The organism is Gordonia alkanivorans NBRC 16433, from assembly GCF_000225505.1.
Taxonomy (GTDB): Bacteria; Actinomycetota; Actinomycetes; order Mycobacteriales; family Mycobacteriaceae; genus Gordonia; species Gordonia alkanivorans.
Window position 1 is genome coordinate 143,111 of sequence record NZ_BACI01000050.1, and the last position, 20,129, is coordinate 163,239.

Below are 20,129 nucleotides of genomic sequence, written 5' to 3' on the forward strand. Positions count from 1 at the left end.
CAGGGTGGACTTTGCCCTGGACGGCACGGCGATCGCGGTTCGCGACGTCGCGGAGGACGTGTTCGCACGACGACAACCCGACTGGGAGTCGACCTTCGGCAGGCGGGATTCCGGTGGGTCGGGAGCAGGTGATCAGATCGGTGGCTTCGACACCGAGACCTGGCAGGCGCTCGTCGACGCCGGGCTGCTCGCGTTGCCGTTGCCGGCCGACCGCGACGGTGACGACGTCGACGAGGCGGGGCTGCTGCCGCTGTTCCGACGGATGGGGCGAGCCGCCGCGGTGACCCCCGCGCTCGGCACCCTGACCGCCGCGCTCGTCTTCGCCGAGGCCGCCGGGAACGGTGCGGACGTATGGTCGCGCTGGGGCGAGTCCCTGACCGCCGGGCGCTGGGCCGCCATCGCGATCGGTGAACACGGCGACCCGCTGACGCCGACTCCGCAGACCAGTGTCCGTGGCGGTCGCCTCAACGGCACGAAGGTCGGGGTCCTGCACGCCGAGGGTGCCTCGGTCCTGCTCGTCACGTCCGACGCCGGCGTCGTGGCCATCTCCCCGACGGCCGACGGTGTCACGCTCACGCGCACCCCGTCGTCGAGCGGTTGGGGCGAGTACACGGTCACCTTCGACGACGTCGCCGTCGACGATGCCGATGTCGTCAGTCGTGAGCTGTCGGTCCTGCGCGACCGGTACCGGCTCGCGCTGTGTGCCTACGCCGACGGTCTCGTCGCCGGGGCCACCCGGCTCACCGCCGACCACGTCTCGACGCGCGAACAGTTCGGCAAGCCGATCGCACTGTTCCAGGCCGTCGGTCAGCAGCTCGCCGACATCTACGTCGTCGGTCGCTCGATGGACCTGTCCACCACCGCTGCCGCGTGGCGACTGTCCGAAGGCCTCGACGCTGCAACCGATCTCGGCGTCGCCGCGTACTGGCTCGCCGAGGAGATCCCGCCGACCCTGCGGGCGATGACCCACCTGCACGGCGGAATCGGCGTAGACATCACCTACCCGCTGCACCGGTACTTCTCCGTCGCCAAGGACCTCGCCCGCCTGGTGGGTGGGGCCGCCGTGCGGCTCGACGAACTCGCCGACATCACCGAGGGCACTGCCCCGGCCGACCGAGTACAGGGGTGAGCATGTTCATCGATCTGACGCCCGAGCAGCGCGCGCTGCGTGAGGAACTCCGGGAGTACTTCGCCGACCTGGTGACCCCGGAAGAAGCGAAGGTCATGCTGACCGAGCGGCACGGGCCCACCTACCGCAAGGTCATCAAGCGCATGGGCGACGACGGCTGGCTCGGCGTGGGCTGGCCGAAGGAGTTCGGCGGCAAGGGATTCGGGGAGATCGAACAGCAGATCTTCACCAACGAGGCCGTCCGGGCCGATGTCCCGCTGCCGTCGGTCACCCTGCAGACCGTCGGTCCGACCCTCCAGGTCCACGGGACCGAGGAGCAGAAGCGCATCTTCCTGCCCGCGATCCTCGCCGGCGATGTGCACTTCGCCATCGGTTACACCGAACCCGAGGCCGGTACCGACCTGGCGTCGCTGAGTACCACCGCAGTGCTCGACGGCGACCACTACGTGGTCAACGGCCAGAAGATCTTCACCACCGGTGGGCATGACGCCGATTACATCTGGCTGGCCGTGCGCACCGACAAGGACGCGCCCAAGCACAAGGGCATCTCGATCCTCATCGTGGACACGAGGGATCCCGGGTTCAGCTGGACGCCGATCATCACCGCCGACGGTGCCCACCACGTGAACGCCACCTACTACCAGGACGTGAAGGTCCCGGTGACGATGCGCGTGGGCGAGGAAGGCGACGGTTGGAAGCTGATCACCACGCAGCTCAACCACGAGCGCGTCATGCTCGGACCGGCCGGACGCATCGACGGTCTGGCGGCCCGACTGCGTGCCTGGACGCAGCGTCCGGGTCCCGACGGCACCGTGATCGCGAAGCATCCCGACGTGCGCCGGGCGCTGGCCACCATCGACGCCTACGGCCGGATCAACGAACTGCTCAACTGGCAGGTCGCCTCCACCGGTGAGGCGATCTCCATGGCCGATGCCGCCGCGACGAAGGTGTTCTCCACCGAACGCATCCAGTCGGTGTGCCGGATGGCGAACGAAATCATCGGCCGCTACGGCGATTTCACCGATCCGGAGACCGCCGCCCTGGTGGACTGGCTCGACGTCCAGCAGAAGCGCCACGTCGTCATCACCTTCGGCGGCGGGGTCAACGAGGTCATGCGCGACATGATCGCCACCGCCGGACTCGGACTCCCGAGGGCCAAGCGTTGAGCACCCCCGAGCTGACCGGTACCGAATTGACCGAAGACGAGGCGATCCGCGCTGCCGCGCAGACAATCATGGACGACGGTGCGAGTGCACCGGTGCGTGGGCGCGATCCGATCAACCAGCCGATGATCAACAACTGGGTCGAGGCGATGGGCGACGAGAACCCCATCTACGTCGACGATGCCGCGGCACGCGCTGCCGGACACCCCGGCGTGGTGGCGCCGCCGGCGATGGCCCAGGTGTGGACCATGCGCGGCCTCAACGGCGTACGCACGGCCGACGATCCGCTCGGACGCGCGACACAGCTCTTCGACGACGCGGGCTTCACCTCGGTGGTCGCGACCAACTGCGACACCGTGTACCACCGCTACATCCGGCCGGGCGAACAGGTGTCGTTGTCGGCCGAACTCATCGAGATCGTCGGCCCCAAGAACACCGCGCTCGGTGAGGGCTGGTTCTTCACCACGCGCAACGTGTGGTCGGTGCCTGACGAGAACGGTGTAGACGAGGTCGTCGCGGAGATGCGGTTCCGCATCCTCAAGTTCCGCCCGGCCGCGAAGGACGCTGCACCCGAGCCGGTTTCGTCTATACCCGACGATCTCGACCCGGCCCGGTTGCTCAAGCCGAGCGTCTCACGCGACACCGCCTTCTTCTGGGAGGGCGTGGCGGCACACGAGCTGCGCATCCAGCGCGACGGCGAGGGCGCGCTGCGACACCCGCCGGTCCCGGCGACATGGAAGCCCCGCGAGGCCGACGGTTCGGTGCCGGAGACCGACTACGTGGTCGCGTCGGGAACCGGCACCGTCTACAGCTATGTGGTCCATCGTGCCCCCAAGGTCCCCGGCCGGCAGCTGCCGTTCGTCGTCGCCCTCGTAGAGCTCGACGAAGGTGTGCGGATGCTGGGAGAACTGCGTGGCGTCGAACCGGAGGACGTGGAGATCGGCATGCCGGTGCGGGTGACCTTCCTGGACTTCCCGGCCCGCGACGACGCGGGGACGCCGGCGTGGACGCTGTACGCCTGGGAGCCGGCAAGCGAAGGGGGAGAAGCATGACCAGTGTCGCCACTCCGGCGGTGAACGTCGGAACCGCCCTGCCGCCTTTGGTCATCGAAGCGACCCCGACCTTCGTCGTCGCGACGGCACTCGCCACCCGCGACTTCCAGGATGTGCATCACGACCGCGACCTCGCGCAGGCCAAGGGGTCCAAGGACATCTTCGTCAACATCCTGACCGACACCGGTCTGGTCGAGCGCTTCGTCACCGACTGGGCGGGACCCACCGCCCGAATCCGTTCGATCTCACTGAAACTGGGCGTGCCGTGGTACGCCTACGACTCGGTCACCTTCACCGGTGAGGTCACCGAGGTCGCCGACGACGGCCTGCTGACGGTCGCCGTCACCGGAACCAATTCGCTGGGCAAGCACGTCATCTCGACGGTGACCCTCACCATCGGCGAGGGTGCCTCGAGTTCGTCGCAAGGGGAGGGGCACTGATGGGCGGGTTGTCCGGACAGGCGGCTATCGCCGGCATCGGGGCCACCGAGTTCTCCAAGGACTCCGGGCGGAGCGAGCTGCGGCTCGCGGCGGAGGCGGTGTCGGCGGCGATCGCCGATGCGGGTCTGACCCCGGCCGACGTCGACGGACTCGTCACGTTCACCATGGACACCAACAGCGAGATCTCGGTCGCCCGGGCCGTCGGAATCCCCGAGCTGACCTACTTCTCGCGGATTCACTACGGCGGCGGCGCAGCGTGCGCGACCGTGCAGCAGGCCGCGATGGCGGTGGCGACCGGGGTCGCCGACGTCGTCGTCGCCTACCGTGCGTTCAACGAACGGTCGGGACTGCGGTTCGGACAGGTGAATTCGGCGGTCGCCAACCAGGAGAACTCCTCGGGCACGGAGAACGCCTTCAGCTACCCGCACGGGTTGTCGACGCCGGCGGCGTTCGTCGCGATGATCGCCCAGCGGTACATGCACGACTACGGCGCCACCAGTGAGGATTTCGGCCGAATCGCGGTCGTCGACCGCAAGCATGCCGCGGTCAATCCAGACGCCTTCTTCTACGAGAAGCCGATCACCCTGGAGGACCACCAGAACTCCCGGTACATCGCCGAGCCGTTGCACCTGCTCGACTGCTGTCAGGAGTCCGACGGCGGTGTCGCGCTGGTCATCGTGTCGGCCGAGCGTGCCAAGGACCTGCCGAACACACCGGCCGTGATCGCTGCGGCCGCAGCCGGTTCCGCGGCCGACCAGTTCATCATGACCAGCTACTACCGCGACGAGCTGGCATCGCTGCCCGAGATGGGTCTCGTCGGACGGCAGCTGTGGTCGCAGTCCGGCCTCGGTCCCGCGGACATGGACATGGCCGTCCTGTACGACCACTTCACCCCGTACACGCTCCTCCAGCTCGAGGAGCTGGGTTTCTGCGGACGCGGTGAGGCCAAGGACTTCGTCCGTGAACCCGGTGCCCTGGAGGTGGGCGGCCGCCTGCCGCTCAACACCCACGGTGGCCAGCTCGGTGAGGCCTACATCCACGGCATGAACGGCATCGCCGAAGCCGTCCGTCAGATCCGGGGTACCTCCGTCAACCAGGTCGACGACGCCGAGAAGGTCGTCGTCACCGCCGGAACGGGCGTCCCCACAAGCGGGTTGGTGCTCACCGCATGACCGGAACCGCAGCCACCACCCACATCAGTCCCGACCAGCCAGTCCAGTGCAACAACTCTCTTGAGAACGAGGAGCGCGCAGAATGAAGTTCAACCTCGCCGATGTCTTCGAGACGGTCGCCGATTCGGTGCCCGAGCGGATCGCGCTCAGCTATCAGGGCCGCCAGATCAGCTACGCCGAACTCGACAAGCTGTCCAACCAGGTGGCACACCTGCTCTCGGGTTCGGGTATCGGCGCCTTCGACAACGTCGCACTGTTCCTCAAGAACAGCGTCGAACACGTCACCAGCCTCCTCGGCCTGCTGAAGGTCCGCGCGGTGCCGGTCAACATCAATTACCGGTACACCAACGCCGAGCTGCAGTACATCTTCGACAACTCCGATTCGCGCGCGATCATCGTCGAACTCCCCGAGCACCAGCGCAGCGTCGCCGCGCTGCTCGCCGAGACGCCTACCGTCCGAACGGTGTTCGTCATCGGTGACGTCGTCGAGGAACTCACCGCGGCCGTCGCAGACCTGCCCGATGGACGCACCGTCGAGATCGTGTCCTTCGCCGAGGCCGACTCCAAGCCGGACAACCGCGACTTCGAGCCACGCAACGGCGAAGAGCTCTACCTGCTCTACACCGGTGGCACCACGGGTTACCCCAAAGGCGTCATGTGGCAGCACGACGACTTCTTCCGCAAGCCGCTCTCGGGTGGCAACCCCTACGGTGATCCCCGCAAAGATCTCGAGGAGATCGGTACGGCGGTCAAGGATTTCCCGTCGATCGCGTTCCTGCTGGCGGCCCCGCTCATGCACGGCGCGGCGTCGTACTCGCTGTTCACCTTCTTCACCCTCGGCGGCCGCCTGGTGATCCAGCGCGACTTCGACCCGGAGGCCATCGTCACCGAGGTCGAGAAGGAGAAGGTCAACATCGTCCTCATCGTCGGCGACGCCATGGGCATGCCGCTGGTCGAGGAGCTGGAGAAGCGGAAGGATTCCGTCGACCTGTCGTCGATGTTCTCCATCACCTCCGGTGGTGCGATCTGGTCGCAGCATGTGCGTGACCGGATGCTCGCGGTGAAGCCGGATCTGGTGCTGCGCGACAACTTCGGCGCGTCCGAGTCGGGCAACGACGGCGAGATCATGATGGACGACAACGGCAACCTGAAGGTGCCGCCGACCGACCGCATGATGGTCGTCGACGAGAGTCTCAACAAGATCGAGCCGGGCTCGGGCGACGTCGGGTACATCGCGCGCATCGGCAACGTTCCCCTCGGCTACTACAAGGACGAGGAGAAGACCGCCAAGACCTTCCCGACGCTGCCGGACGGCACCCGCATCTCGATCCTGGGTGACATGGGCACCGTCGAGGCCGACGGTTCGATCGTGTTCCTCGGCCGCGGCTCGCAATGCATCAACACCGGCGGCGAGAAGGTCTACGCCGAAGAGGTCGAGGCCACCCTGCACGCCCATCCGGCGGTCGCCGACGCGCTGGTCGTCCCGGTCCCCGACGAGAAGTACGGCCAGCGGGTCGCGGCGGTGATCTCACTCGCCGAGGGTGCCGAGGAGCCGTCGCTCGAGGAGATCCAGGAGCACTGCCGCGAGACCCTGGCCCGCTACAAGGTCCCGCGCACCGTCGTGTTCGTCGACGAGGTCAAGCGCACGCCGGCCGGCAAGGCCGACTACCGCTGGGCCAAGGCGGCCGCGGCCAAGGAGAGCGCACCGGTCTGACCCGGCGCTCAGGTGAGCTGCAGGCTCGCCCACAGCGCGAGCGCGGCGACGCCGAGCGTCGCGGGGACGGTGAGCGCGCCGAGCCGCAGGTACTCGCGTGAGGTCGGCGCTGCGACATCGCGGTGCATGATCTCCCGCCACAGCAGGTTGGCCAGCGACCCGAAGTAGGCCAGGTTGGGGCCGATGTTGACGCCGAGCAGCATCGCCATGACCAGTCCCGGGTCGTGGGCCACCAGCGGGATCAGTAGAAGCGTCGCCGGGAGGTTGTTGACGAGGTTCGCCAGAACCGCGGCGAGCACGGCGACCGCCAGGATGCCCAGCAGCGTCGACGACGACGGGATGAGCCCGCCGATCCAGTCGCCGAAGGGGCCGTCGCGCACCGGCAGGATGACGACGCCGAGCGTGGCGACGAAGGCCAGGAACGGCAGGTTCAGCGCGGTGATCGTGGAGCGCAGGGTGGCGATCGGAGAGCGGAGTAGCTCCGGCATGGTGAATCCCACGGCGCCCATCCCGGCGACCGCGGCGAGCGGCACGCCCAACGGTTCGGCGATCACGAAGGCCACCAGCAGCAACGCCAGCCCGACCAGCAGCAGGGTCGGGCGCCGAGCGTGCGGTTGAGGTTCACGGTCAGCTGCTTCGGGTGTGGGACTGCGCAACTCGCCGGCGAAGTACCACCGGAAGATCAGGTATTCGACGAGGATCGCCGCGATCCACGGCGCCAGCATCACGCCGGTGAAACCGAGGAAGCCGAAGCCGGTGGCCGAGAACGCCAGCAGGTTGGTGAGGTTGGAGACCGGCAGCAGCGTCGACGCGGTGTTCGCCAGATGGGCGCTGGAGAAGGCGATCGGGGTCACGCGCGCGCCGATGTGCCGCGCGGTGGCGACGGCGACCGGAGTCAGCAGCACGATCGTCGTGTCGAGGCTCAGGATGGCCGTGGTCACCGCAGCAGCGACGAACACGATACGCAGCAGGCGATGCGGCGAGGACCGGCTCCAACCGGCGAGCACTGTCCCGACCCAGGTGAAGACGCCTTCGCGGGCGCACACGTCCGCGACCACCAGCAGCGCGGCGAGGAAGCCGATGGTCGGGGCCATGGTCATGACCTCGTCGGCCGCGGCCTCGAGGTCCGTCAGACCGAACGCGATGGGCAGTCCGGCCACCGGTGCTGCCACCACGACCACCGGAACACGCTGCGCGGCAAGGGTTGCGATGATCACCACGACGAGGCCGGCGATGCTGACGATGCAGCCGGCGATGCTGTCCACGGTGAGCACCGCAGACAGGTTACGCGTCAGTCGTGCGCGTAGGTGTCGTCGAGGTCGGGATCGGCCTCGAAGTCACCGGTTCGGCTCGTGATGACCGGACCTTCGACGACGCGGCGGGGAGTGATCCACAACAAGACGACGGTGCTGGCGAGCATGATGCCGCCCAGGATCAGCGACGCCTGCTCGAACGGCACGTCGAAGGCGGCCTGGCTGCCCTGGGCGATCTTGTCGGCGAGCTCGCCGGACTGCGCGGACAGATTGTCGACCACGACCCTCGCCTCGGCGAGGGACCGCTCGATGAGCGTGCCGGCCTGTTCGGCCTGGGCGATGGTGGCCTGACCGCCGGTCGGGTCACCCGCGGCCATCTGCTGTTGTCCGGCCGCGGTGAGCTGCTCCCTGGCGAGGTCTGCGGTCTCTCCGATCCGTGCCTTGTAGCCGGCGGCCACCATGGAGCCGGCGATCGCGATGCCGATGGCCGCCCCGATCTCGCGGGCGGTGTCGTTGATCGCCGAACCGACGCCCTGGTTGTCGAGCGGGGTGTTGGACATGATCGCGGTGGTGGCCGGGGCGGAGGCGAGGCCGATGCCGATGGCGATGACCGCCAGAATCCAGGCCAGGGTCCAGTAGTCGTCCACCCGGATCAGGCCCAGCAGTGTCAGGCCGATCCCCGACAGCAGCGCACCGCCGGCGATCACGAATTTGAGTGAATCCAACCGCACCGCGAGCCAATTCGACAGCAGCGAGAAGACGCCCACGCCGGCGACGAACGGCATCAGCGCGACGGCGGACTGCAGTGGCGAGTAGCCGAAGACCAGCTGCAACAGCTGCAGGACGAGGTAGAACATGCCGAACGAGGCGAGGAACTGCACCGCCACCGACAGCGAACCCGATCCGAACGCCCGGTTGCGGAGCAGTCGTACGTCGAAGAGCGGTGAGGCCGAACGCAGTTCGACGACCACGAACAACACGGCGAGCAGGATGCCGCCGATCAGACAGCCCAGGACGAGCAGATCGTCCCACCCGCGGTGCGGCGCCTCCAGGAGCCCGAAGACCACACCCGCGATCGCCAGCACCGAGCACAGCGTGCCCGGGATGTCGAAGCGGCCCGGGTCGGTGTCCTTCGACGTCCCGATGGTGAAGCAGAGCAGCGCCGACACGGCCGACGACGCGGCGAAGGTGATGAAGATCGAATGCCAGGAGAAGAACTCGAGCAGGAGGCCGGTGACGAGGAAACCGGCGATCGCACCGCCTCCGGCGATGGCCGACCAGATGCTGATCCCGACCGCCCGCTGGCCGTCGGGCATCCCGGAGGTGATGAGCGACAACGTCGTCGGCATGATCAGCGCGGCGGCGGCGCCGGCGAGGCAGCGCGTGAGGATCAGCTGCTCCGGGCCGTTCACCCAGATCGCGGCGAGCGATGCGATACCGAAGAACACCAGCCCGACGATGAGGACCTCGCGTCGTCCGAACCGGTCACCGATCGCGCCGGCCGGCAGCAAGAGCGCGGCGAGAGCGAGCGTGTAACCGTCGACGATCCACGTCATCTGGCCGGCGTCGGCGCCGGTGTCGACGGCGATGTCGGGCAGTGCCGTGTTGAGTGCCGCCATGGCGGCGACGACCATGCTCACGGACAAGCAGGCGACGAGGACGAGCCACGCGGAGCGCGCATCCATCCGGAAGCCGTTCGGCAATTTCATCTTCCGTCCCCGATTTCGGTGTGTGACTCGTAGGATCGCAGGGTTGCCGTCCGCCGCGTTGCGGTTTCGTTATCGCGACACGCGTGAGGGGAACCACCGCAACGTGGGTAACTTATGACACATTTATCACTGCAGTACCAGAGGCCGTAACGGTCGAAGTTGGCCCCGGACAATCGAAAGTGGTGACAGGTCATGGCCTCACCCCACATTGCGTCGAACACAGTCGCGTCCGCCGCTGCAGTACCCTCTACCGGCGCGACCCCCATCGCTCCCTCGGACAGTACCGATGTCTCGCCTGCGCGTCTCCATGTCTGGCGCGTGCTGTCGATGCTGGCGGCACTCATCGGCGTCATCGTGACGCTGGTGGTCATCGCGTCGTCGGCGGTGTGACCGCCGACGACGCGTGACCGGGTGACTACCCGGCGTGCTTCTCGATGGCAGCGCCGAGGCGCGGCAGTGCCGCGACCACATAGTTCTTGGCCTTCCCGCGCAACGAGTTGTAGGCCTTGGCCAGTCCGGGCTTGGCCGAGTCGGCCTGGGCGTCGGTGACGGCAAGCAGGGCCTCCGCCGCGGCGTCGCCGTTGGCCGAGAGATGATCGCCGAAGGCGACCCCGGCCGGCTTCGTATCCCAGAACGGCGCGAGAGCCGTCAGGAAGTCCTCGGCCAGCTGATCCGTGGCGCTGCGCACCACGCCGGGCTTCACCTTCTGGACCGCCGAGTAGGCGGTCTTCACAGCGGCGCCGCTCAGACCCGACTGGTCGGCCACCTCGGCATCGATGACACCGACCAGGTCGGTCACCAGTGCGCTGCGGTTGTCGGCAAGTAGGGGCGTCAGCGAATCGCTCATGCGGTCTCCTCGTGGATATGCGACGTGGTACACGCGGACCGATTCCCGGTCCGCGTGTAGAGCGTACTGGCCGCCGGTGACCGGCCGGCGACTCAGTTACGCGCGCACACCACATTGGCGAGGGCCTTCGCGCCCTCCCGTTCGATGACACTCGCGGTGGCCAGGAAACGGGTGCCGTCGTCCCAGACCGAGACCTCGAGGGTCTCGCCGGGGAAGACCACGCCGGCGAACGAGGCCGAGAACTCCGCGACGGCGGCGACGTCGCCGTCGAGCAATTCGTCGGTGATGGCGCGCGCGACCGTGCCGTATGTGCACAGGCCGTGCAGGATCGGCCGCGGAAAGCCTGCGCGCGAAGCGAAGTCGGGATCGGAGTGCAGCGGGTTGCGGTCGCCGCACAGCCGGTACAGCAGCGCCTGGTTGGGCAGCGTCGGGATGCGGAGCCGGTGATCGGGTTCGCGGTCGGGGTACTCGACCTTCTCCGACGTGCCGCGCTCACCGCCGAAGCCGCCCTCGCCCTTGGCGAAGATCGACGACCGTGCGGTCCACAGCGTCTGACCGGCGTCGTCGGTGGTCACCGACTCCTGGACGATGACGGCGGCCGATCCCTTGTCCTGGACCTCGGCGATGCGGGTCCGGGTGGTCGCCTTGCCGGCCGCCGGCAGCGGACGATGAGCGGTGATCTTCTGGCTTCCGTGAACGACCTTGGCGAGGTCGATGTCGACGCCGGGGAAGGAGACCTTCGGCGGCTCGGTGGTGTGGAAACCCGCGGCGACGGTCGCGAAGGTCGGCAGGACCTTGGGCGCCGAATCATGAACGTAGCTCAGCGACTCGGTGTCCATCGGGTCGGCCGCGGCACCCACCGCGAGGTGATAGAGCGCGACATCCGATGCCGACCACTCGAACGAGACCTCGGGCAGTTCCGCTCCGACGGCGACGGTGGGATCGATCGGCATGGTTCAGGCTCCTGTCTGGGACGTCGGGGTGGTGGCCGACGCCTTGGCGGCGATGTCGGTGGCAGCGAGGTAGCCGAAGACGATCGCCGGGCCGATGGTGGCGCCGGGACCGGCGTAGGTGTGGCCCATCACCGGTGCGCTGGTGTTGCCCGCGGCGTACAGGCCCTCGATGACCGATCCGTCGGCGCGAAGCGCGCGACCCGCGGCGTCGGCGTTGATGCCGCCCTTGGTGCCGAGGTCGCCGGGGACCATCTTGACCGCGTAGAACGGGCCCTTGCTGACCTCGCCGAGGCTCGGGTTGGGCTTGTTGGTGATGTCACCGTAGTAGTGGTCGTAACCGCTTGCGCCACGGCCGAAATCCTCGTCGACGCCGGCGCGGGCGAAGCCGTTGAATCGCTCGGTGGTGGCGACGAGCGACTCGGCGGGAACGCCGATCTTCTCCGCGAGTGCAGAGATGCTGTCCGCCTTCACGACCACGCCCGACTCATACCACTTCTTCGGGAGCGGCTGTCGCGCATTGATTCCGGCGAAGAGGTAGCGGTTACGGCAGCGCTGATCGAAGATCAGCCACGACGGCACGTTCTCGCCCGGACCCTCGCCGTGACCGAACTCGCCGCCGTACATCTGGTGCACCGCTTCGACATACGGGAGTGACTCGTTCATGTAGCGCTTGCCGCGCAAGTTCACGATGAAGGTGCCGGGGACCGACCGCTCGGACAGCGCGAACCACGGTCCGCGCGGCAGCGGGATCGTCGGACCCCACCAGGCGTCGTCCATGAGGGAGACCGCGGCGCCGATCTTGAGCCCGGCGTTGATGCCGTCGCCGGTGTTGCTGGGTGCACCGGTGGTCCAGTCGGAACCGATCGGTTCGCGCTGGTACTTCTTGCGCATCTCCTCGTTGTGCTCGAAGCCGCCGCAGGCGAGGATCACGCCCTGGCGCGCGTGGATCTCGAACTGCTTGCCCTCGGACTCCGCGATCACGCCGACGACCCGGTCGTCGGCGGTGACGAGGTCGACGAGGCCGGTGTTGAGGCGGACCGGGACCCCGGCCTCGCGCACGCCGATGAGCAGCTCGGCGGCCAGTGCCGCGCCCATCGCGATCAGCTTCTTGCCGCGGCTGCGGGCCCAGAAGAACCGGCTGCCGACCTTCGCCATGCGCAGCGGCCCACGCCAGTGGCGGAGACCGGTGTTGAGCCAGCGGTAGTCGGACTGCAGCACGACCATGTTGAGCGGGGCCTTGGTGTACTGCGGGTGCAGCGTCTTGAGGTCGTCCCCGAGGCGGCGCGCGTCGAACGGCCGCGGCTCGATCGACCGGCCGCCGAGACGACCGCCCGGCGCCTCGGGGTAGTAGTCCGAGTAGTTCTTCACCCACTCGAGGTCGAGGGGTGCGTGCTCCAGCAGGAAGTCGAGGGCCTCGGGTCCGCGATCGATGTAGGCGTCGATGCGGTCGGCCGGGGCGTGCTCGCCGATGATCGCGTGCACGTACTCGCGGGCCTTCTCCGGCGTATCGCTGACGCCGTCGCGCTTCAGCACCGAGTTGTTGGGGATCCACACGCCGCCGCCGGACCGGGAGGTCGAACCTCCCCAGTAGGGCGACTTCTCGATCAGGACGGTCTTGAGGCCCTTGCGGGCCGCGGTGATCGCGGCGGCCAGACCCGCACCACCTGCGCCGACGACGATCACGTCGTAGGTCTCGGGTTCGGTGTTGTACCGATCTGGGCTGGTCTGTTGTGGATCGGACGAGCCGGCCATGGGGTCCCCTTCGTGCGCGCAGCTGGAACGTGTTCTACCTGAATTAGAACACGTTACAGAAATGCGACGCCAGGGGTGGGCGGGGGCAACCGATGGTCACCGCGCGCAAACGGTGCGGAAACGAGTAGTCCGGTACTCGTGTCGACCGGGTCGGTCCGGCGGATCCTGAGGTTCACAGACCACTTCCTCCAGGAGAGGCGAGGCTGCCGTGACCATCGACGACAGGACAACGTTCGACGAATCGCCCGCGCCGGTTCCCGCGGTCGAAGAGCCGAGGAGAATCCCGACCCCGACCCGAAAAACCCTGCGTGTGGCCCTGGCGATGCGCGGTGGGGTCAGTATGGCGGTGTGGATCGGGGGTGCGGTCGCCGAACTGGACCTGTTGCGCCGCGTCAGCCGGGGCGCGGAGCGGTGCGCGTGTGCCCAGTGGCCTCCGCGGTCTCCACAGTGCGTCGACTCAGCGACGCCCCGGCAGCGTCGTGCGCACCTGTATCGGCGCAGGCTCGCCGAGGCGGGCTATACCGACGTCGAGTTCGATATCCTCGCCGGCGCGAGCGCGGGCGGCCTCAATGCGATGCTGTTCGCGCTGACGCAGACCTATGGTGTGCCCACGGACGATCTCGTCAGCAGGCTGTGGAGCGAGCAAGGAGACCTCTGGGAACTCGTCCGCGAGCCGGGCTGGGGGCCGGTGCCGTCGGTGCTGAAGGGGAACGAACGCCTGCTCGACGTCGCCGAGCAGGCGGTGCTCAGGATCGCCGGCCTCGGGCGGAATTCGGGTACGCCGAAGTATGCCGACTCCGAGATCGCCGCCATCGATTCGGTGACCGTCGAACTGGCCGCGACGCTGCTGACCGATGGAAAGCAACCGGAGCTGGGGAACCGTGCGTCGTTCTCGTTCACACGACGCCCCGGTGGTCTCACCTCGAGGTACTCGACCGTTCCGGGACCGGAGACGGTCGAGGTCAGGATGGAACTGCGTCGGATGGCTCTGGCCGCCCGCGCCACGTCGTCCTTTCCCGGCGCCTTCGAGCCCGCCGACATCTATTCGGCGACCGACGGGTCCACCTGTGGCTGGAAGCAGTTGTCGCGGAAAGGCAAAGAGTCACCGCGCGACTGTGTTCCGAATATGGTCGCGGTCTTCCCCTTTGCCCGGGCGGGAGCGGCGAGTTCGCCCGCGGTGCGACCCGGCGACGAATTCCGGGTCGTCGACGGGGGTGTCGTCGACAACATCCCGATCGATCGCGCGCTCCGCGCAGTGCAGCGGGCCTCGGCGTCGAGTCCCTCGCGGCGCGTGCTGGTCTACCTCGATCCTCAGCCTCCGCAGCCGCCGGTCCCGAGGAAGGCGGTGGTCGCCGGGAACCGCGATTCCGGCGCGGGCTGGCTGTCGGTGATCATGGGCGCCAAGGGACTTCAGAAACGTGTCGAGAGCGCCGACGACGAGATCGATCAGATCCGGGAGCACAACGACGCCGCGCTCGAGGCCGCTTCCCGGCAGCGGGAACTCGCTGCGACCCTGTCGGCGGCGCTCGGGAACGGCCGCAAGGTCGAGAGGGTGGATGTCGCGACGTACATCCGCTCCCGGTCCGGAATCGACGTCCAACGGCTCAGCAATCTCGTCGTCGATCCGACCGCATACCTGTGCCGGCCGCCCCACCGGTCGCGGATCTTCCCGACGGTGAACCGCCTCGACGCCCTGTGCGTCGAGCGAGCGGTGCGTGAAGCGTACGGGGAGATCGCCGGGGGAGCGCATCCGGACGCCTCGGCGGTGTTCGACGCCGGTGACGTGGGAGCCGCCGTCGCCGGTATCCGCCTGTTCATCGCGTGGGTGCAGCAGCTGCAGGCGATGAGTACCGGATCGACTGTCGCCGAACCGGTTCCGCTCCGTCGACTGAAGAAGGGGTTGTACCGGTGCCTCACGGTGATGATCGAGGCGCGGCGTCTCACCGTCGATATGGCTCTCCTCCTGAAGGATTCGACCCGTGTCGACTGCGACGAGGTCGTGTCCCGGATCATCGGGGGGATCGAGTCGCAAGGACGCCTGGAGATCAATTCGATCGTGGACGTCGCGATGACACCCGCCGGGGTCACGGAGATCGCGGAGGCAACGTTCTACCAGGTGCTTGCTCCGGTTGAGGGTGCGCCGGGAGTGCAGCTCGGCGAGGCGAAGGGCGACGCGCTGCACTCGGTGTGGGCGACGCTGTCGCAGTACCGAACCCGCATCCTCGAGTGGACGGTGAACCCCGCCGAATCACCGGGGCCGGCGCTCGAACGCTGGAACAACTCGATCTTCCACCTGCTGCACGACGGGCTCGGTGAAGACGAGGGGGACGCCGCCCCGGAGAACGTCGTCTTCGACATCGTCCGCCTGGTTGGCGAGGCGGCGATCCCCGGTACCGCGGCCACGATCGGCTTTCATCGGATCACCGGGGACACGAAACCCAGACTGAAGTTCGACGGCCATGAGGACGGGACTCCGCCGGCGGGCGACGTATCGCTCGCGGAGGTTCGGAAAGCAGCCATCGCCGCACAACTGCAGAAGTGGATTCGCGGCGACGTCGATCCCGGATCGCTGAACGCCGACGCCGTCGCGACGCAGATCGATGCCACGGCGAATCTCGCGCGGGCGGACACCCGCCTGGCCGGCACCGGGCTGGCGCGGTTCGCCGGCTTCCTCAGTCCTGAGTGGCGCGAGAACGATTGGTACTGGGGACGACTGGATGCTGCCGCAGGAGTGGTGGATCTGCTGTCCACGACGTCGGAGTCGACGACCGTCGTCTCCCGGGAGGACGACGAACAACTCATCACCGAGCTGCAGGAAGAGGTGACGAGGGAGACCACGCCGAGCGGCGTGTCCGCGGGAGCACACATCGCTGCGACGGGCGGGCAGACCCTGTCGCATCTGGACGTGCGCTACGTGTTCGGACTGGTCTCCCGGATCCTGCCGCTGGTGTTGCGGGCCCTGTGGCCGGCGGAGAGATCCGGCGGCACCGCGAAGGGCGTCGCCGTCCGCGTGGGGCTCGTCGCCGCCCGTCCGCTGCTGCCGATCATCTCTCTCGCCCTCGACCGTGTGCGGCTGGTCTCCGCCGTCGTGGTGGCCGTCGCAGCCGCTGCGCTCCTCGGCACGGGGACCACGGCGCCGGGAGTCCAGGCGACTTTCGTGGGCATCACCGCAGTGCTTGGTGGCCTGTTGATCTGGCGTGCGATCGAGGCGCGCCGTCGGTGGGGGATGGTCCGTGAGTTCTTCACCGCACGGGCCCCGGAACGGAAACCGGAAACCGACGAGTTGTGGACGACGACGCTGAACGGAAGTGAGAAGTACGCGAAGAGGTTCGCCATCGGAGCCTTTGTCGCCGGAGCTTTCGCATTGGTCGTTGCCGCCCTGTGGATCTGGTGGCGCAGCAACGCAGTGCCCGCCCTCGGTGCTGAATCTCTGGTCATGACGGTCCTGCTGTTCGCGGGCCTCGTCGGCTGGTGCAACCTGGGCGCTCAGACGGTGCGCGCCAGGCCGAGACGGCGGAAAGAGGTCCGCATCGGTCTGATCACTGCCGTGGTGGTCATCTACCTGCTGATCTTCGGCGTCACCTGGATGTCCATCGAGGACATGGCATCCGGAAAGAAGTCGTCAGATCTTGCCCAGCTGTTCACCCAGCCGACCGCAGGCGAAGCGGCTGGAATCGCCGCGGCGACGGTGCTTCTGCTGACCTTGCTGTCGCTGTGGGGGTGGGCCCGATGGGGCGACATCGCCGGATGCGCCGTGGGACTTGCCGTGATCGCGGGAATCACCCAGTGGGCGCTCGAGACCTTCTTCTCGGAATCACCGCTGTTGGATCTTCTGCCGACGGCCGTCTGGGCGGTCGGCGTCGGGATCGCCCTTCAGTTCGTCCACCCGGTCGGGCGAGACAAGCTCTAGGACGGGTCCGGTGAGCCCAGGCCGACGATCAGGTCCCACGGATCAGTACCGGCTTCGAGGATCTCTCCGGCCAGCGATGTGGCCCAATCCTGCTCGGTGCCATACCGATCCGTCCAGGTCCACAAGGCGGAGGTGAATCGGCCCAGGCTGTGCTCCGAGGTGAAGCCAATCGCGCCGTGGATCTGGTGTCCGGCGGAGGCGACCTCGGTGGCGTAGTGCGAGGTCACGACCTTTGCCGCCGCGATGGCGGCGTGGGCCGCGACCGGGTCATTAGAAGCGGCTTCGGTGGCGGCTCGTGCGGCCGTCTCCATGAGCGTTGTCTGGGCGGCCATCTCGGCCAGTCGCTGCTGGATGGCCTGGAACTTCGCCAGGGGCCGCCCGAACTGGGTGCGTTCGGACGCGTAACGGACCGTGCGTTCGCGTACCGCGCGCGCGGCCGCGGCCAGGGCGACGGCGTACGCGAGAGCTCCGCGTCGACGCAGGTCCTCGATGTCGACGGGGGAGTGCGCCGAGAACGTCGCCTCGGCATCGCGGAAGACGATGTCGCCGTACGAGACTCCCCGAAGGTCGGCCCCGTTCGTGATCTCGACGCCGGGAGCTTCGCGTCCGACGACGGTGATGACCGGGCCGTCGGGCCCGGTCATCAGGACCACCACGGTATCCACATCGTCGACATGCGCCACGCCGGTCACGCTGCCCGACAGCAGGATTCGATCTCCGTCGGTGCGGATGGTCCCGTCGTCGATCACGGCAACCGTCGCAGTGGTGCCTTCGAGTGGAAGTCCGACGCTGCCCGCCAGCCACGACGCGAGGAGTGCGTGTTCGAGGTACGGGGTCACGGCCCCGGCTTCGGCGAGCGAATCCAGAACGGCGAGTGCATCACCGAGTTCGCCACCGTGTCCACCGGCCTCCTCGGGGACATCGACGCCGGTGAACCCGGCTTCGACGACGGCGCCCCACACGGCCGCGTCGGGTGCGGTGATCGGGGTCTGCATGTCGACCGGGATGCGGGCGAGCATCGCGGTGAGGGCCGCCCGGAGTTCGGTTGCGAGGTCGCTCATCGTATCCCCATTCCGCGCGCGACGATTCCGCGCAGGATCTCGTTGGTTCCGCCGCGAAGCGTGAAAGCAGGTGTGTGCAGAACGGATTGGGCCAGGAGCCGTTCGAGATGCGTGCCGCCCAAACGGCGCGGCACGATGCCGGAGGCATCGCGGACGGCCGTCACCAGATCGCCCTCGAACGTCGAACCGAGATCCTTGACCATCGCGGCGAGCACATCGGGTTTGCCGCCGGCCGCCAGTTCGCGGGCAACCTGCAGCGACATCTGACGCAGCGCCCACGCCTGTGCGGTGAGCTTTCCCAGCGCCGCCCGCTGTTGCGGGGTGGCTCCCTGCTCGCGGAGATGATCGGTCCATGCGCGTAGGAGTGGCAGCGTGCTGAGGTAGCGCTCTGGTCCGGAACGCTCGAATGCCAACTCGCTCATCACCTGTTGCCAGCCGTGTCCGCGGCGGCCGAGTAGCGCCGACGAGTCCACCACCGCGTCGTGGAAGATGACCTCGTTGAAGTGCGACTGGCCGTCGATGCTCCGGATCGGCCGGATCTCGATGTCCGGGTGCGGGAGGTCGATGACGAACTGCGAGAGTCCCTGCTGCCGATCGTCGGCCGTACCGTCGGTACGTGCAAGCAGAACCATCGCGTGGGCGATGTGGGCGCCGGTGGTCCACACCTTCGTTCCGCTGATCGTCCACGAATCGCCGTTGTCCGTCGCGCGCGTCCGCACGCCGGCGAGGTCGGAACCCGCGTCGGGCTCACTCATGCCGATCGCGAAGTAGACGGTGCCGGCGGAGATCCCGGGGATGTAGCGGCGTCGCTGTTCCTCGGTCCCGTTGGCCAGGATGCCCGGTGCCATCTGCCGGTCGGCGATCCAGTGCGCGGCGACGGGCGCGCCGTGCGCCAGCATCTCCTCGGTGATGACGAATCGTTCGACCGGTGTGCGTCCCCGTCCGCCGTACTCGGTGGGCATCGTCATGCCGAGCCACCCGCGCTCGCCGAGCCGACGGCTGAAGTCGAGGTCGAAACCCCTCATCCAGCTGTCGACGTCGGGAGTGAAGGCACCCGAATCGATTTCGGTCCGCAGGAACTCGCGGATCTCGGCGCGCAGCGCCGCCAGGGATTCGACGCGCAGCGTCGCGAGCTGATCGTCGGTCACGACCGGGCAGGTCCCCGTGACGACCAGTTCTGGCCCTTACGGGCCATCGACCACATCTGGGTGCCGCGTTCGATCTCGATCGCCGAATCCCACGTCACCGTCGGCGGACCGAGCTCCAGGCGCACGCTCGACATGACCTTGCGGGTCAGCTCGGGGTCGCGGGCGGCGGGACCGGTGAGGCCGTCGACGATCGCAGGGAGCTCGTCAACCGGGGCTGCGGCGTACGCGAGCCCCTGCGCGACCGCCTCGTCGCCGGTGAGTGACTGGCCGCAGGCCGCGAGTGCGATCGTGTTGGCGCGTCCGACCGCGCGGTTCAGCAGGGTCAGGTGACCGCCGCCGGGATGAATACCGCGGGCGAGGAAGCCGCTGTCCAGAACCGCGTCGGGAGTGGTGACGAGCAGGTCGACGGCCAGGGCGAGGTTGAGGCCGGCACCGACCGCACCGCCCACTACGACGCCGATGGTGGGAACCGGAAGGGAACCGACACGGACGAACGCCGCGTACACCGCCGACAGCTGCCTCACCGACTCCGGCGCCGCCGGATCGGCCGACGCGCCGGCGAGGATGCGGGTGTCGGCACCGCTGCAGAAGTAGGAGCCGGCGGCGTCGACGACCACCGCGCCGATGGTCTCGCTGGCGGCCACCTGGTCGCAGAACCGCTCGATCGACGCGGCCATCTCCAGGGTGATCGCGTTCTTGCGGCGCGGGTTGTTGAGTGTCAGCCTCCCGACGCCGTTCTCGAAGGACGTGAGAATGGGATCGCCGGTTGCCTCGGCGTCTGAAGGGGTGGAGGTTGGGGAGTCGGAGCTCATGGAGAGAACGGTAG

Annotated in this window: 16 protein-coding genes; 8 read left to right on the forward strand and 8 right to left on the reverse strand. The window is 68.1% G+C overall.

The window, feature by feature from the left end; all coding sequences use genetic code 11:
• Window positions 1–4 precede the first annotated feature (4 nt).
• From GOALK_RS08650 to GOALK_RS08675, 6 genes are all read left to right on the forward strand, one after another.
• Complete coding sequence (locus GOALK_RS08650; RefSeq protein ID WP_006358422.1) at window positions 5–1,129, forward strand: acyl-CoA dehydrogenase family protein; 1,125 nt, start codon at window positions 5–7, stop codon at window positions 1,127–1,129.
• 2 nt (window positions 1,130–1,131) lie between these two features.
• A complete protein-coding gene (locus GOALK_RS08655; RefSeq protein WP_006358423.1) occupies window positions 1,132–2,295 on the forward strand; it encodes an acyl-CoA dehydrogenase family protein in 1,164 nt (387 codons plus the stop codon).
• Window positions 2,292–3,344 carry a bifunctional MaoC family dehydratase N-terminal/OB-fold nucleic acid binding domain-containing protein gene (locus GOALK_RS08660; protein ID WP_006358424.1) on the forward strand — a complete coding sequence of 351 codons (1,053 nt, stop codon included), beginning with the start codon at window positions 2,292–2,294 and terminating at the stop codon, window positions 3,342–3,344. The genes GOALK_RS08655 and GOALK_RS08660 overlap by 4 nt, the downstream gene beginning before the upstream one ends.
• The gene (locus tag GOALK_RS08665) at window positions 3,341–3,784 is read left to right on the forward strand and encodes a MaoC family dehydratase (protein WP_006358425.1); all 444 of its coding nucleotides are present in this window, start codon (window positions 3,341–3,343) and stop codon (window positions 3,782–3,784) included. The genes GOALK_RS08660 and GOALK_RS08665 overlap by 4 nt, the downstream gene beginning before the upstream one ends.
• The gene (locus GOALK_RS08670; protein WP_006358426.1) at window positions 3,784–4,956 is read left to right on the forward strand and encodes a lipid-transfer protein; all 1,173 of its coding nucleotides are present in this window, start codon (window positions 3,784–3,786) and stop codon (window positions 4,954–4,956) included. Before GOALK_RS08665 ends, GOALK_RS08670 begins: the two co-directional genes overlap by 1 nt.
• Before the next feature lie 82 nt (window positions 4,957–5,038).
• Window positions 5,039–6,670, forward strand: coding sequence for an acyl-CoA synthetase (locus tag GOALK_RS08675; protein WP_006358427.1), 1,632 nt, complete (start codon window positions 5,039–5,041; stop codon window positions 6,668–6,670).
• An 8-nt stretch (window positions 6,671–6,678) separates the two neighbouring features.
• Here the strand turns inward: GOALK_RS08675 and GOALK_RS08680 are convergent, their stop codons facing one another.
• Both GOALK_RS08680 and GOALK_RS08685 read right to left on the reverse strand, forming a co-directional pair.
• On the reverse strand, window positions 6,679–7,944 hold the full coding sequence (locus GOALK_RS08680) for an ArsB/NhaD family transporter (RefSeq protein ID WP_006358428.1): 1,266 nt from the start codon (window positions 7,942–7,944) through the stop codon (window positions 6,679–6,681).
• Between the two features lie 17 nt (window positions 7,945–7,961).
• Window positions 7,962–9,632, reverse strand: coding sequence for an MFS transporter (locus tag GOALK_RS08685; RefSeq protein WP_006358429.1), 1,671 nt, complete (start codon window positions 9,630–9,632; stop codon window positions 7,962–7,964).
• A gap of 192 nt (window positions 9,633–9,824) precedes the next feature.
• Here GOALK_RS08685 and GOALK_RS08690 point away from each other — a divergent pair, with 192 nt between their 5' ends.
• Entirely contained in the window at window positions 9,825–10,022 is a 198-nt protein-coding gene (locus GOALK_RS08690) for a hypothetical protein (protein ID WP_006358430.1), read from the forward strand.
• A gap of 25 nt (window positions 10,023–10,047) precedes the next feature.
• Here the strand turns inward: GOALK_RS08690 and GOALK_RS08695 are convergent, their stop codons facing one another.
• The 3 genes from GOALK_RS08695 to kstD form a co-directional block, all read right to left on the reverse strand.
• Window positions 10,048–10,479, reverse strand: a complete 432-nt coding sequence (locus tag GOALK_RS08695) for a DUF6918 family protein (RefSeq protein ID WP_005194399.1) — start codon at window positions 10,477–10,479, stop codon at window positions 10,048–10,050.
• 92 nt (window positions 10,480–10,571) lie between these two features.
• Window positions 10,572–11,432: an enoyl-CoA hydratase ChsH3 gene (gene chsH3, locus GOALK_RS08700; protein WP_006358431.1), complete on the reverse strand. Its 861-nt coding sequence runs from the start codon at window positions 11,430–11,432 to the stop codon at window positions 10,572–10,574.
• Window positions 11,433–11,435: 3 nt separating this feature from the next.
• A complete protein-coding gene (gene kstD, locus GOALK_RS08705; RefSeq protein WP_006358432.1) occupies window positions 11,436–13,184 on the reverse strand; it encodes a 3-oxosteroid 1-dehydrogenase in 1,749 nt (582 codons plus the stop codon).
• Window positions 13,185–13,392: 208 nt separating this feature from the next.
• Here kstD and GOALK_RS08710 point away from each other — a divergent pair, with 208 nt between their 5' ends.
• Window positions 13,393–17,094, forward strand: a complete 3,702-nt coding sequence (locus GOALK_RS08710; protein WP_006358433.1) for a DUF3376 domain-containing protein — start codon at window positions 13,393–13,395, stop codon at window positions 17,092–17,094.
• Here GOALK_RS08710 and GOALK_RS08715 read toward each other — a convergent pair.
• From GOALK_RS08715 to GOALK_RS08725, 3 genes are read right to left on the reverse strand one after another with little or no spacing between them, the layout of a single operon-like run.
• Entirely contained in the window at window positions 17,091–18,155 is a 1,065-nt protein-coding gene (locus GOALK_RS08715; RefSeq protein WP_006358434.1) for an acyl-CoA dehydrogenase family protein, read from the reverse strand. The two genes, GOALK_RS08710 and GOALK_RS08715, sit on opposite strands and share 4 nt — an antisense overlap.
• Window positions 18,152–19,303 (reverse strand): acyl-CoA dehydrogenase family protein, encoded by a 1,152-nt coding sequence (locus GOALK_RS08720; RefSeq protein WP_006358435.1) that lies wholly within the window; start codon window positions 19,301–19,303, stop codon window positions 18,152–18,154. Before GOALK_RS08720 ends, GOALK_RS08715 begins: the two co-directional genes overlap by 4 nt.
• Window positions 19,300–20,115, reverse strand: coding sequence for an enoyl-CoA hydratase-related protein (locus GOALK_RS08725; protein WP_040004077.1), 816 nt, complete (start codon window positions 20,113–20,115; stop codon window positions 19,300–19,302). The genes GOALK_RS08720 and GOALK_RS08725 overlap by 4 nt, the downstream gene beginning before the upstream one ends.
• Window positions 20,116–20,129: the final 14 nt, after the last annotated feature.